This is a genomic window from Enterococcus sp. DIV1411a, from assembly GCF_050531945.1.
Lineage (GTDB): Bacteria > Bacillota > Bacilli > Lactobacillales > Enterococcaceae > Enterococcus_B > Enterococcus_B faecium.
Genome location: NZ_CP172892.1, coordinates 841,451 through 855,420, shown reverse-complemented (window position 1 = coordinate 855,420; position 13,970 = coordinate 841,451). Strand labels below are relative to the sequence as shown.

Here is a 13,970-nt window from a genome sequence, read left to right as displayed (position 1 = left end):
TTCTTCCTCCTATTGATGTTGTTTACATTCACATTGACCTGGGATACAGTTACATTCGATCGTATCTACTGGTTGCTTTTGTTCCAGTTGTTTCAAAATCTCATTGATATCTTCTTGAGTCAAAGTGGCTTCTTCTACTAGATCCGCAATCGTCTCTCCAATCCTTTTTGCACAGATATGGGAAAAAAGATTTTCCGTCGCACTGCGAACTGTTTCCATCTCCGAGACAGCTGGATGATAAATGAATTTTTTTCCTTCTTGTTCTGTCCAGATCACTTCTTTTTTTACCAAACGTCCCAGCAAAGTTTTGATCGTTGCTGGTTTCCAATCCATCGAATCAGCTAAGATCTGCGTGATTTCTTGGGCTGTCGTCTGTCCAAGTGTCCAAATAACACGCATGATCTCCCACTCTGAATCACTGATCTTTACTGGCGTTTTGACTTTTTCCATTTATTTCACACCTTTCGTTTACAAATGTAATCAATAACTTATGGATACAGATTACATTTGTAAACAAAAACTGTCAATTATTTTTGCTCTCTATTTTCAATTTAGTTAAAAATTCTTGTTTTTCCCCTCTTGTTTTAAGGATAATCAGTTTGTTTTGTGCATGGTTTTCTTGGATCAGCTGCTGTATTTCGGGTTCATGGGTTTCTTCAAAATGCCAGATGAAAGACAGAAATTCCAGATATTCCTTATCGAATCTTTCTGAAAATGTCTCAGGCATATCTGGTCGGGTCTTCTTGTTTATCTTTCTTTTGAGGGAACGTAAAATCACTCGATAAATCGCCCGGCAACGCGGAACTTGTAGCCAAATGATCTTATCTGCTTCTTTAATCCTCTTTCCTAGTGTAGAAGTATAGTTTCCTTCAATGATCCATGAATGATTAGTCTCCATAAATGATTGCTGTTGTTGTATGAACCACTTTTTTGCTTGGATGCTGTAATCTGTCGTATGCCATAAAAGGTCTAGCGGCAGTAGCGGAAAGCCGGTGATTTCTTTGATCTTCCTTGCGAGGATCGATTTTCCCGACCCACTTTGTCCAATCACGATGATCTTCATTCTTCTCCCTCACTTCTCTTATCATTTTGATTTGATCATACCACTTATAACGCCGCAAAAAAACAAGGGACTGTGACAAAAGTCGTGTCAAAGTCCCTTGTTTCGAATAAATGGTGTTCAATCAGCTGACCTTCAGCATTAGCTCAAAAAGCGGCAAAATATGAGGAGCTATTTTTCCGTTTGTTTCTCTAATACTCAGGTCAAATCGCTGATTTTACAACCTCTTCCTTAAACGGTGTTCAAAAGCTTGCATCTGCGGTAATAAGCCCAGCCAAACGAAAAATATGAGGGGCTATTTTTGTTTGGCTGTTCTTATTACTTGATGCAGGACAGCTTTTTCACAACCTCTTGTAACAAGTATTTCTATTTTAAGGCTGAACCACTGTTTCTGGTTCAGTGATTTCTTTGTTTTTGTCTCGACGAGCAATTGCTGGCAAGATCATACCTAATAAGATCAAGACGATTGGTGTGATGATATTCGTGAATAATTGGAACCACCATGCTTTAGGATCAGCAGTATAATCTACTTTTGGCACCATTCCTAGGATACATGCAAACGCAGTGAAGGCAAAGCACCAAGCACCAAAGATAAAACCGATTTTTGGATTTTTAACAAATTTATATTCAGAATTGAATTTCTTATAAGCTTTATTCAACATCATATATGCCAAGAACACCCATAGGTAACGCATTGGCATGACAACTGAGTTCAAGTTCGTCAACCATTTTACTAATTCATTCATATCTTTGATACCAAAGATCGGCAACAAAATAATGATTCCTACTAGTATACCTGTCAGAAGATAACCATTCACCAATGTACCTTTACGATTACGTTTACGTAGCCAGTTTGGTACAAATTCTGGATCCGCATCTGCTAACAAGATTTTTAGTGGTGCATCAATTGAAAAGGCTAATGCGGAGATTTGTCCAATCATGTTTGTCAATGCGTAAATGATCATCAATGAGTTACCGATACCATAGTAATTACCTAAAATTTGAAAAGCACTGTATGCCCCATTTGCCATCAAGTCTTTAGGAATATTATCGCTAGCAAACAGCATACCCATTGCGACTGAGCCTAATACAGCACAAATCCCTACCATTGCTGCTAAGAAGATCATCCCTTTAGGAAATTCCTTTGCAGGATTTCTTGTAGAGTTGACATAAGGGGATATTTTTTCCGCTCCTCCAACTGCAAATACTAGCATCGAAACGGTTGTGAAATAACTGAAATCAAATGTTGGAATATATGTTTTCACTTGATTCATATGTGGTGTGGCAAATTCCATCGTTGGATTGATGAACGGTGCCGTTACAGCTAAAAGAATAAATAAGATCGACATGACGAACATCGCTGTTCCGGCCAGTCCACCAATCACTTTCAAAGTAGAAAGTCCTTTTGTTGATAAATATAAAAAGGCAAGAAATATAATAAGTGAAATAACTGCTACCATTTGTACTGACATCGTATTTACGATATTTCCATTTCCTTGGACTGCCCAACCGCCAGCAATCAGGATTGCTTGAGGCTTTTGTGCCAAATAAGGAATATGGACGACCCAGTAAGTCCAAGCGGCATAGTATGCCAGTCGTTTATTAGATGTCGTATTTTCGACCCATGAACTGACGCCTCCTTTACTATCCTTGAAGGCTGATCCTAATTGTCCAACGATCAATGCGTATGGAATAAAATAAATGGCCAAAATCAATAGCCAAGAGGTGACAACTGATACTCCTTGCTGAGCATAGTTATTAACTACATTCCCCATGCCCCAAACCATGTTAAATGCAATTAACGCAACAGTAAACCAGCGTAATTGTTTGTTGTTCATTCGTTCTCTCCTTTATGATAAAAATTTGTTATCCAGATGTAATCATATTCAATTTTTAACAAACTTACAAGACAGTGTTATTTTATGTGTGTATTCTTTTATTTAATACACATCGTTTTTTCATATTTTTTCCATCAAAAAAATAAGTTATTTTCTTTTATTTCATTGACCTTATTGAATTTCAAGCTATTTTTAATTTTCTGCAAAATTAAAAATATTAGTTATTTTATAATCTTATCTATTTTCTTTACATTTTTCATTAAGAAAAGGATATAAAAAAAAGAGGACGTTCATTCGTCCTCTTCATTGATCAACGTTTATTTTTTACATGCAAGCTTCGCATGGCATTCAAAACAGCTAATACTGTCACCCCAACATCTGCAAATACTGCATCTCCCATTGATGCAAAACCAAAAGCACCTAAGGCAAGTACCAAAATTTTTATCCCAATAGCAAAGACAATGTTCTGTTTGACGATTTTCAATGTTTTCTTTGCTAAATGGATTGCTTCTGCAATCTTCGATGGTTGATCATTCATGATGACTACATCTGCTGCTTCAATTGCAGCATCGCTTCCCAATCCACCCATTGCGATTCCTACATCTGCTCTTGCTAGCACCGGTGCATCGTTGATTCCATCTCCGACAAATGCGGTCTTTTTATTGTTTCTTTGTAAGATTTCCTCTAACCGCTGCACTTTATCTTCTGGAAGCAATTCGCTATATATCTTGTCCACGCCTACTTGCTTCCCGATATGATCAGCAATTTTTTTCGAGTCGCCCGTCAACATGACTGTGTTCTTCACACCAGCCTGTTTTAATTGAACCAATGCGTCTACGGCATCTTCTTTCAAGGTATCTGCAATAACAAGATAACCACTGTAACTTTGATCGATCGCTAGATAAAGCAATGTACCGATTTCTTGACTTGAAGGAAAAGAGATTTCAAATCTTTCCATCAATTTGTGATTACCTACTAATACTTGTTTGCCATCAACTTTAGCTAAGATCCCTTCACCTGCAAATTCTTGGATATTAGTTGTTGGTAAAAGCGGACCTGCGTAGCCTTCTAAAACAGATTGAGCAATCGGATGTGTAGAAAACTGTTCTGCACTCGCAACATATTGCATGAATATCTTTGGATCGATTTTTGTATCGATCGTCTGGATCGAAAAGTCACCTTTCGTTAATGTGCCGGTTTTATCGAATACCACTGTCTCAGTTTGTGCAAGCAACTCCAAGTAATTTGAACCTTTTACTAATACACCGATTTTACTTGCTCCTCCGATACCGCCAAAGAAACTAAGTGGCACGGAAATCACTAATGCACATGGACATGAGATCACTAAAAATGTCAATGCTCGATAGATCCATTCAGAAAACGCCGCTCCAGAAACAACAAGTGGAGGTAAAACAGCTAATAAAACGGCCAATCCTACAACGACTGGTGTGTAATAGCGCGCGAATTTAGTAATGAAATTTTCAGCTGGTGCTTTTTTACTGCTGGCATTTTCTACTAATTCTAATAATTTGCTGATAGTAGAATTTTCATAAGATTTTTCTACTTGAACTAAAAATGGTTTATTTTTATTGATAAATCCGCTTAATACTGTTTCACCAACATATACAGATTTAGGGACTGATTCTCCTGTAAGTGCTGACGTATCGACTAATGATTCTCCTTCGATGATCGTTCCATCTAACGGTACACGTTCACCAGGCTTCACAAGTACAAACTGACCGATCTGCACGTCTTCAGGGTTCACGGTCATCAATCCTTCCGCCGTCTGCACGTGAGCTGTTTCTGGACGGATCGCCATCAATTCGCGAATCGATTTTCTTGAATGACTGACTGCCAATCCTTGGAAATACTCGCCGATTTGATAAAATAGCATCACTGCTACGGCTTCTGGATATTCACCGATCAACATAGCGCCAATCGTAGCAACAGACATAAGAAAATTCTCATCAAAGATTTTTCCTTTGACGATATTCATCACTGCCTTCTTCACTACATCATATCCTATCAGCAGATAAATCAATAAATACCCTATCAAGCGAATTGGTTCATTAAAATCAAATAATAGCAATAAAGCGATACCTGCAAGGGAAAATAAAATCCGGAACAGCGTATTTCTCTCTTTTTCATTTCCATGTTCAGATACTTTTTCCTTATCTATTTCTGTTACTTTGACATCTGGTTCTAATTCCTTCACTACTTTTTTTGTTTCTTGTTCAATCGTAGCCAAATGATCTTCCTCTGCGTCAATCGTTAGTTTTCCAGAAGTGAAGTTTACCGTTGCTTCCTTGACTCCATTGATTTTCTGAACTCCTTTTTCGATTTTCATTGCACAGTTCGCACAATCTAAACCTTCTAATCTGTAACTTTTCATTTTAATGACCTCCTCGCCTCAACATATGAATATCTCTTCATAACTAATTATAAATGAATGGTTATTCATATGTCAAGGTATCCGAAAGAAAAAATGAAAAACATCTGCATCGGAAAATTTCTTCCATACAGATGTTTTGGCTTATTCTTTCTTTTTCTCTTCGATCATTGCCACTGCTCTTATCCAACCCGCACTTGCCTTCTTGATCTTGACAGGATAGCAACTAAGTTTGAAGCCTGTTGCTGGCAATTTGTCTAAATTCATTAATTTTTCGATAGGACAATATCTTTTTTCAATCCCTGCAAAATGTCCTTCCCAGATATACGAAGCTCCACTACGCTTTCAAAAATATAGAAAGAGTTCTTTAATGAAAATTATTTCAACTTTCCATAAACAGTAACCCCATATAAATAAAAGACGTAAAAGTCACATGGAAGAACTTATACAGGAAAACGCATAGAGTCAGGTGAAATACATGTATCCCACCTGACTCTATGCTTTATCTAACCTTTATTATTCTCTTTTATACAATTTCTGCACCGAATGGCATCAACGCCAATCGAGCAAGTTTGAAAGATTGCTTGGCAAAAGGTATCCCTATGATCGTGATACATAGAAGGATGCCGCTGACGACATGTGCGAGAGCAATTGGTAGGCCTGAAACGATCAGCCAGATGATATTAACGATCAATGACATGCCAGACTGGTGATAAATTACTTCTTTGCCAAAAGGCGCAAAAGAAAGGGAGGCGATCTTAAAACATTGCATACCGATTGGGATACCTATGATCGTGATACACCAAAGTATCCCCGCTGCTAACCAGCTAAGACCACCGATTAGTCCGCCGAATATAAACCAGATGACATTTCCTAAACAACTCATTGTATTTCTCCTTCTATTACTGTTTTTGATTAAAACTGGGCAAAAATTGATTTTATTCTTCTTTTTTTAGCTTCCAGCATCAAGTATTCTGCAAATTTTTTTTGGATTTCTTCCGTATTTTCTTTTGTTACTAATGTGTGTTGGATTAGTTTTCCTGATGGTCGCTGATCCAATCGTTCTTCTGACTGTTGCACGTCCGCTTGCGCAAATCCGATAATCCGTTTTTCTTTTGTTACAGCAACGAGCAATAGTTTATTCTTATCATTTAGGTCAGCTGCCGTTTTTGCTTTTACGAATGATTCTGGATGATCAGTAATCAGCTGATTGATTTGAGGTAAATCTTCTTTTACTGCCCACCTTATTTCCATCATTTTTCACTTTTCTTTCGCTCATTTTTATCTCCACTAAAAAAATCGACTGCGGCAATTGCATCTATCCAGCTTTGTGCAATGATCTCATGTCCGCCAATCGTTGGGTGGACCCCATCTTCTCTTGTATATTTCGAAAAACCATAAGCAATCCCTAAAGCATTGAATATACCATCTAAAGGAACCAGCAATGCGCCATATTCCTTAGCAAGTTTACGAACAATTTGGATTTTAGGGTCTAAGTCTTTACGCCAGCCATGACGGTCGTCGGTTATAGGAAGTACAAACGGCTCCATCAAGATGATGTTGCAGATTCCCGCTTTTTGAAGTTCATTTAGTAATTTTCGATAAACGGATTCAAATTGCTGAGCAGATTTCTTAGTTCCGAATATAGCCTGATCGCTAGTATTATGCCAGGTATCATTGATTCCGATCAAAATCGATACATAGTCAGGTTGTAAAGCTAAACAATCTTCTTGCCAGCGTACTTGCAGATCTGCAATTTTGTCTCCTCCTATCCCACGGTTCATGCATTCAAATTCCATCGTTGGATATTGGGAGATTAGTTTTCCGGCAATCAAAAGTGGATAACCTTTACCTAGATCAGTTGCTTCTGCTCGGTCTCTTCCTGCGTCTGTAATGCTATCACCGATAAATAATATACGTTTTTTCATTTGTCAAAAACTCCTTTTGAATAAAACGATGATTTTCTTCCTTATATTATCCCATAAGCCCTATCAAGACGAAAGAGAAAATATATGTATAAAAAATGACACCAGCCTAGTCCCTTCAAACAATTGAATGAACGCTCATCAAGTGTCTAGTTTTTTATGCTATTTTTTTCTTAACGTGCCGGATTCCCCTTGATTCCTTCGTTGTTTGGTCCAGAGAGATCGATCATACCCAAGCTTCCGTCAATCAGACCACTGATGACGCCATCAAAACATATATTTATAGGCTCATCTAAGACTTCTAGTAAATGTCCCTTTACTAATATCTCTTCTAGATTGCTTGGGATAGATTGGTCATAACTTTATCTGGTCCGATGATTTCAAGGGTGAATTGAACTTACATATGGATTATTGCATGCTGAAAATACGGACCTACTCCATCTTCGAATGTTACTATTAGTTTGTTTTCAGGTGCTAGATGCTGCTTTATTTCAACAGCAGAAGCATCATCAAATTAGATTTCCATTTGAATTACCTTCTTTGTAAATGTTTGATTGATTGCGATTTCGTTATAGAACCTTGTGAATCAAATAGCAATTTCTTTTGCTTTCTTCTCTTGTCTGCTGGAAACTTCCTTTATCCCGTATTTAAAAAAAAGAACTGCGAGAGTTCGCAGTTCTTTTTTTTAAATAAACGTTGCTCTCCGGCCAATTCCTTGGTCACAAGTCACAATAGTCATCAAACATGAAAAACTATTTTTTGAAATTACTCCTTGTGACTCGGAGCTGAACGGCAGACGCACAACCTCTTATGGATAAATTCGGTTCAACAAACGTGGGAATGGAATAGCTTCACGTACATGGTCGATACCAGCAATCCAAGTGACTGTTCGTTCAAGACCTAGACCAAAACCAGAGTGCGGAACAGAACCGTATTTACGTAGATCAAGATACCATGAATATTCTTTTTCATCCAAACCGTGATTACGGATTTGTTCTAGCAAGAAATCATAGTCCGTTGCCCGTTCGCTTCCGCCAATAATTTCACCGTAACCTTCTGGTGCGATCATATCTGCACAAATTACCACGTCTTCTCTTGTTGGATGTGGTTTCATGTAGAATGGCTTGATGGCTTTTGGATAGTTTAGGATAAAGACAGGCTGTTCGAATGAATTCGCAATGAACGTTTCATGAGGTGAACCAAAGTCTTCGCCCCATTCGATGTCATCAAATCCATTTTTCTTCAGTAATTCGATTGCATCATCGTAAGTAATACGAGGGAATGGCAATTTTGTATAAGTTTTTAAGACTTCTTTGTCTCGTCCTAGTACATCTAATGCGTATTCGCAATGATCTAAAACATTTTGTACTAAGAATGCTACATATTGTTCCTGTACTTCTAAACTTTCTTCTTGATGAGTGAAAGCCATTTCTGGTTCGATCATCCAGAATTCGATCAAATGACGTCGTGTTTTTGATTTTTCAGCACGGAAAGTCGGACCGAATGAAAAGACTTTTCCGAAAGCCATAGCAGCAGCTTCCATGTATAATTGGCCACTTTGAGATAAATAAGCTTTTTGATCAAAGTAATTTGTTTCGAATAGATCCGTAGTGCCTTCTGGTGCAGAACCAGTCAAGATCGGCGGATCGATTTTGACAAAATGATGTTGATTAAAGAATTCATACGTTGCACGAATGATTTCATTTCTGATCTGCATAATCGCATGTTGTCTTGAAGAACGCAGCCATAAATGACGATGATCCATCAAGAAGTCTGTTCCGTGTTCTTTTGGTGTGATCGGATAATCGTGGCTCTCGCTTACCACTTCCACATTTGTAATTCCGATTTCATAACCAAATTTTGAACGACTGTCTTCACGGATTTCTCCAGTTACTAACACGGATGTTTCTTGGTGTAGATTTTTAGCTGTTTGGAAAACTTCTTCCGGCACTTCGCTTTTTACAACTACACCTTGGAAAAAGGCTGTTCCGTCTCTTAATTGCAAAAATGCGATTTTTCCGCTTGATCGCTTATTTGCGACCCAAGCGCCGATTGTTACTGTTTCTCCCACATGGTTTTTCGAATCGATGATTTGAATTTGTTCCACGTATGACTCTCCTTTTATATTCCTTGAATTTCTTCAGGATTAATTTTGACTTTTACTCTCAATAAATTGCTTGATTCTGCGTACCGCTTCTTCTAACGTAGCGCGATCAGTGGCATAACTCATGCGGACATTTTCTGGTGCCCCAAAGCCTTCGCCAGTCACAAGCGCTACCCCTGTTTCTTCTAAAAGATCTTCTACCCATTGTGTGACATTTTCATATTTACACATGCGTAGCGTTTCTTTTACATTAGGAAAAAGATAAAAAGCTCCTTGTGGCTTTTCAAGAGAAACACCCGGCAGTTCTGCCACAAGCGGATATAACGTATTCAGGCGTTCTTCAAAGGCGTTCCGCATTTCTTCCACTGTATCTTGCTCGCCTTTCAATGCTTCAACAGCTGCATATTGACTGACTGCTGTCGGATTACTGGTTGACTGGGAAGCAACAGCAATCATTCCATTGATGATCTCAGAATTCCCCACCGCATAACCAATGCGCCAGCCTGTCATCGCATATGTTTTAGACACGCCATTGATGATGATGGTCTGATTTTTGATTGCTTCTGAAATCGTTGCAATTGGAGTAAACTCATTGCCATTATAAACTAAACGGCCATAAATATCATCAGCAACTATCAAAATATCATTTTTTACTGCCCATTTACCGATTGCCTGAAGTTCATTCTTGCTATAAATCATTCCAGTCGGATTCGATGGAGAATTGATGATTACGGCTTTTGTTTTTTCTGAACGTGCTTGTTCTAGCTGTTCAACAGTAACTTTCCAGCTATTGGATTCTTCCCCTTTCACAAAGACAGGAAGTCCTTCTGCCAGTTTTACTTGCTCACCGTAACTGACCCAGTAAGGCACAGGAATGATGACTTCATCTTGCGGGTCAAGGATCGTTTGGAAAAGGGTATACAAAGCAAATTTCGCTCCGTCTGTTACGACTGTTTGTGAAGGTTCATAGACAAGTCCATAGTTTTTCTTCAGATAATCAACGATTGCCTGTCGAAGCTCTGGGATTCCTGCTGTTGGTGTATAATAGCTAGCTTTCCCATTGCGGATTGCTTCGATTGCTGCTTCTTGGATGTTTTCTGGTGTCGCAAAATCCGGTTCTCCCACAGTCAAACTCAGCACATCTCTGCCTTTTGCTTTTAATGCCTTGGCCTTTGCCGCAGCTGCCAAAGTGACAGACGGTTCTAATCGTTTTGTTCTTTTTGATAACTCCATCCCATTCATTCCTTTACCTTTTAAATTCCCTTGATTGTCTTGACTTCATCTCCAGATTCAAAGCCAATCAGGTAATAATTCAGTTTCCCATTTGTTTCTTTTCCTACTACTTCCCACACAGGCTGATCATCATACATCCCTAAAGCAGCTTTTTCGATTTGGATTTCAGGATGGGCCGCAGCAATTGTCTGTTTTGCTTCGTTTTCAGTCAGTCCCTTTGTTTGATCCAATACTTTTACTTTTTCACCAGATTTAGGAATGATAACGGCGATTTCTTTTCCTTTATCATTTGTACCTGTCAGTGAAAAGTATGTCTTCTTTCGAGTAAACCAATAAAAATGATCGGTTTCCTCAAGATTTGCATATTTCTTTGCGATTTCTACTGCTTCTTTCTTCGCCTGCACCGCCGGACGACTGGAACGCAAGTAAAAAATCGAGCTGATCACGATGACCGCTAATAAAAATACGATCAAGCCAAGTAACACGCGATTAATCGTTTTTTCCTTTGTCTGTTTTTTCTTCAAGGGTCGTCGCTCCTTTATCTTCATTCCTTTTCATTATAGCAGATTTTAATTATGAAAAAAGACAGCTCCTCTAACTTCCTTCTTCATTTTTCTTTAAGAATTCATGGATATCCTGATAGATTTCCTCCATAGCTAGCTCTTTGATCGGTACTTTTTTCGGTAATGCATGGATGATCCGTGCGCCATATTTTGCAGTGACTAGTCTTCGATCCAAAATAAGCAATACGCCACGATCTGTCTCCGTCCTTATCAAGCGACCTAATGCTTGGCGTAACTTCAAAGCTGCTTTAGGTACGGATTCCTGGTAAAAAGGATTGATCCCCTCTGATTCTAAATAAGCGTTCCTAGCTTTGACCATCGGGCGAAGCGGATTATCGAAGGGTAAACGTGTGACTACAACGATCTGTAAAGCATCTCCAGGCAAATCTACACCTTCCCAAAAGCTGTCAGCGCCAAACAATACGCTTTTTTCTGACAAAATGAAGCGTTTCAAAAGCTTCTCCCGGCTTCCGCCAAACCCTTGAGCTAGTATTTCTCGTCCTTTTTCTAGCATAGACAGATGCATTTTCTGATAGACCTTCTGCAAAACATCATGAGAAGTGAATAACACAAGTATTGGCCGATCTTCTTGTTCGATCAGACCTGTAAGTGCTGTCTCTAAATAATCGATATATGCTTGATTGCTGACTTGATGGACGGCAGGTGCCTCTTTTGGCACATAGATCCTTGCCTGTTTCTCATAATCATAAGGAGAGGCAATCACTTTAAGAGGTGCTGCTTCAATGCCAAGCCGTTTAGAGAGATAGTGTCGATTAGGGCCGATCTTCAGCGTTCCTCCAATATAAAGAATACGATCATATCGAGGATACCAAACAGTCGACGGCAACATAGCCGCTTGAAAATCATGGAGATGAAAAATCATCTGCTGCGCTGTGTTCCCAGGAACGAACCAATGGATCAAATGATCTCGCCAGTCTTCCAGCCATTGATCCATCAGCAAGTACTGCTTGTCTAATTGATCAAATAAGCTATATAAACTTGCTAAATCGATCCGCATCTGGTTTGTCCAGCTTTCTTGGATAATCTCAAAAGTCAGACGCATTTGTGACTGTAGCTGCTGGATCTCCTGATAAAAAAGCTGCAGGTGATCAATGGCTGTCCCAGATTCCAGTGGCAGCTGATCCAACATCTCTTTTGTCATCATGACTTCTTCTGGATACTGTCCGTTAGGTTGCTTGCCGCTCACTAAACTCATTAATCCTTCTGCCATACAAATCTGTGCTTCGCATAGCGCAGAAAGTTCTTCTCGATAAATCGATAACCAGCGTAAGGCTTCATGTTCTTTCGGTAAATAGCTTTGTATTCGGTCAAACAGCTGATTTGGTTCTTCTAATTGCTGGATTTGTTTATGGAAATAGTTAATACTTAATCGTTTGTCATTTACTTTTTCAGCGATTTCCGGCAAATGATGTACTTCATCGATCAACAAAAATGGACTAGCTGGAAGCAATGGTTCTTTTCGCTGTGTTTCTTGTATTAAAAACGCATGATTGACAATCAAAAAATTACTTTGCCTGATTTTCTTTTGCAAGAAACGAACAAAGTCTTGTTCGTAAAATGACTGATTTCTTGCTAAAAATCCAATACCTCTGTGCGCGATATCTGCAAAGAATGAATGGTTCAAATTTGTTAAATGTAATTCATCCAAATCACCGGTCTTCGTTTGCGTCAGCCAAACTAAGACCGCCATTTGATACAAAGCATATTGTTTTTGTTCTCGCGGTTCCACGAGTGTTCCTTTAAATCGCTGCAGGTCAATATAGTGGCGATAGCTTTTGATAATTACAGGTTGTATGGGCTGATCTAGCAATTGATTCAGCAATGGAATGTCTTTTTCTATGATCTGCTGCTGCAAAACTAGCGAAACGGTACTGATGACAGCGGGTTTTTCAGGTGTAGCCAAATAACTCAATGGCAGCAGATAACCGATTGTTTTACCCATTCCTGTAGCTGCTTCGATCATCAAATCTTTTGATTCATCTTTTGTGAAATGGTCGTAGACCGCATTCATCAGTCTGTTCTGTTCTTTTCGATACATCAGTGTTTTACCAAACATTTTTTCTTTTGCTTGTTTTTTTCTTGGATATGTCCGCTCGCCATAATGGACGGATGTGAATAGTTCCACTTCTTTTTTCTGCAAAGCTAGCCCATCGACGATTTCTAATGAGGGATCAAGTGGCTCTGGTTTTTCTTTCATTTCTTCAATCACATGATAAATGAAACGACTCGTATCCATACCTGTGTGTCTACTTAATCGCGCAATCTGCTCTAACGTGATGATTGGCAATTTTCTCATCCGTTCTTCGATCAGCAAAAGAAGTTGACCTGTCACTTCGGCATCACTATCTGCCTGATGAGGATTCTCATGAATAAATCCAAGGCTTTCTGACAAATCAGCTAAGCGAAAGCTTGGTTCCGTCGGCAAGAAAATTTGTGCAAGTTCTACTGTATCGATGCCTGGTATCTTCAAACTAGGAAGTCCGCATCGCATGAGTTCATGGTTCAAAAAATTATAATCAAAATAAATATTATGCGCGACAAATATGGTGTCTGCCAAAAGATTGTAAATCGTTTGGGCGACATCTTCGAAATAAGGCGCTTTTTGGACGCGTTGATTCGTGATCCCTGTTAAATGCTGGATTTGTTTTGAAATCTTCCGCCCTGGATGAATATCGATCGAAAAACGTGAAGTGATCCGACCTGATTCAATCATGACGCAGCCAAATTGGATGATCCGATCTTCTTTTGGATTCGTCCCAGTCGTTTCGATATCAACGACTGCATAAGTTCTTGGTTTCAAAATATCTTCCTCTTCTCCTGCCTCTAATGTTCTTTTG

The 13,970-nt window shown here is 39.0% G+C and carries 11 protein-coding genes; all 11 read right to left on the bottom strand.

Annotated elements, in window-relative coordinates:
- Window positions 1-9: 9 nt before the first annotated feature.
- Entirely contained in the window at window positions 10-450 is a 441-nt protein-coding gene (locus tag IGJ87_RS04065) for a CopY/TcrY family copper transport repressor (protein ID WP_002294855.1), read from the bottom strand.
- A gap of 73 nt (window positions 451-523) precedes the next feature.
- Entirely contained in the window at window positions 524-1,063 is a 540-nt protein-coding gene (locus IGJ87_RS04060) for a topology modulation protein (RefSeq protein WP_105459745.1), read from the bottom strand.
- A gap of 368 nt (window positions 1,064-1,431) precedes the next feature.
- A complete protein-coding gene (locus IGJ87_RS04055; RefSeq protein ID WP_002288779.1) occupies window positions 1,432-2,898 on the bottom strand; it encodes an APC family permease in 1,467 nt (488 codons plus the stop codon).
- 310 nt (window positions 2,899-3,208) lie between these two features.
- Entirely contained in the window at window positions 3,209-5,290 is a 2,082-nt protein-coding gene (locus IGJ87_RS04050) for a heavy metal translocating P-type ATPase (protein WP_105459746.1), read from the bottom strand.
- A gap of 523 nt (window positions 5,291-5,813) precedes the next feature.
- A complete protein-coding gene (locus IGJ87_RS04045; protein WP_002288776.1) occupies window positions 5,814-6,173 on the bottom strand; it encodes a YccF domain-containing protein in 360 nt (119 codons plus the stop codon).
- A 29-nt stretch (window positions 6,174-6,202) separates the two neighbouring features.
- Window positions 6,203-6,544 carry a hypothetical protein gene (locus IGJ87_RS04040; RefSeq protein WP_002323072.1) on the bottom strand — a complete coding sequence of 114 codons (342 nt, stop codon included), beginning with the start codon at window positions 6,542-6,544 and terminating at the stop codon, window positions 6,203-6,205.
- On the bottom strand, window positions 6,541-7,215 hold the full coding sequence (locus IGJ87_RS04035) for an SGNH/GDSL hydrolase family protein (protein WP_430609907.1): 675 nt from the start codon (window positions 7,213-7,215) through the stop codon (window positions 6,541-6,543). The genes IGJ87_RS04040 and IGJ87_RS04035 overlap by 4 nt, the downstream gene beginning before the upstream one ends.
- A gap of 805 nt (window positions 7,216-8,020) precedes the next feature.
- Window positions 8,021-9,319: an asparagine--tRNA ligase gene (gene asnS / locus IGJ87_RS04030; protein WP_002291771.1), complete on the bottom strand. Its 1,299-nt coding sequence runs from the start codon at window positions 9,317-9,319 to the stop codon at window positions 8,021-8,023.
- Between the two features lie 39 nt (window positions 9,320-9,358).
- The gene (locus tag IGJ87_RS04025) at window positions 9,359-10,549 is read right to left on the bottom strand and encodes a pyridoxal phosphate-dependent aminotransferase (protein WP_265632430.1); all 1,191 of its coding nucleotides are present in this window, start codon (window positions 10,547-10,549) and stop codon (window positions 9,359-9,361) included.
- Window positions 10,550-10,569: 20 nt separating this feature from the next.
- Complete coding sequence (locus tag IGJ87_RS04020; RefSeq protein ID WP_002321579.1) at window positions 10,570-11,097, bottom strand: DUF5590 domain-containing protein; 528 nt, start codon at window positions 11,095-11,097, stop codon at window positions 10,570-10,572.
- Window positions 11,098-11,143: 46 nt separating this feature from the next.
- Window positions 11,144-13,933 carry a helicase C-terminal domain-containing protein gene (locus IGJ87_RS04015; RefSeq protein ID WP_105459747.1) on the bottom strand — a complete coding sequence of 930 codons (2,790 nt, stop codon included), beginning with the start codon at window positions 13,931-13,933 and terminating at the stop codon, window positions 11,144-11,146.
- Between the last annotated feature and the right edge of the window lie 37 nt (window positions 13,934-13,970).

What these genes read in the sequence shown, in the direction of transcription:
- IGJ87_RS04065 (WP_002294855.1), bottom strand. Translation starts at nt 450, where the DNA reads ATGGAAAAAGTCAAAACGCCAGTAAAGATCAGTGATTCAGAGTGGGAG.
- IGJ87_RS04045 (WP_002288776.1), bottom strand. Translation starts at nt 6,173, where the DNA reads ATGAGTTGTTTAGGAAATGTCATCTGGTTTATATTCGGCGGACTAATC.
- IGJ87_RS04060 (WP_105459745.1), bottom strand. Translation starts at nt 1,063, where the DNA reads ATGAAGATCATCGTGATTGGACAAAGTGGGTCGGGAAAATCGATCCTC.
- IGJ87_RS04025 (WP_265632430.1), bottom strand. Translation starts at nt 10,549, where the DNA reads ATGGAGTTATCAAAAAGAACAAAACGATTAGAACCGTCTGTCACTTTG.
- IGJ87_RS04035 (WP_430609907.1), bottom strand. Translation starts at nt 7,215, where the DNA reads ATGAAAAAACGTATATTATTTATCGGTGATAGCATTACAGACGCAGGA.
- IGJ87_RS04050 (WP_105459746.1), bottom strand. Translation starts at nt 5,290, where the DNA reads ATGAAAAGTTACAGATTAGAAGGTTTAGATTGTGCGAACTGTGCAATG.
- IGJ87_RS04040 (WP_002323072.1), bottom strand. Translation starts at nt 6,544, where the DNA reads ATGATGGAAATAAGGTGGGCAGTAAAAGAAGATTTACCTCAAATCAAT.
- IGJ87_RS04020 (WP_002321579.1), bottom strand. Translation starts at nt 11,097, where the DNA reads ATGAAGATAAAGGAGCGACGACCCTTGAAGAAAAAACAGACAAAGGAA.
- IGJ87_RS04055 (WP_002288779.1), bottom strand. Translation starts at nt 2,898, where the DNA reads ATGAACAACAAACAATTACGCTGGTTTACTGTTGCGTTAATTGCATTT.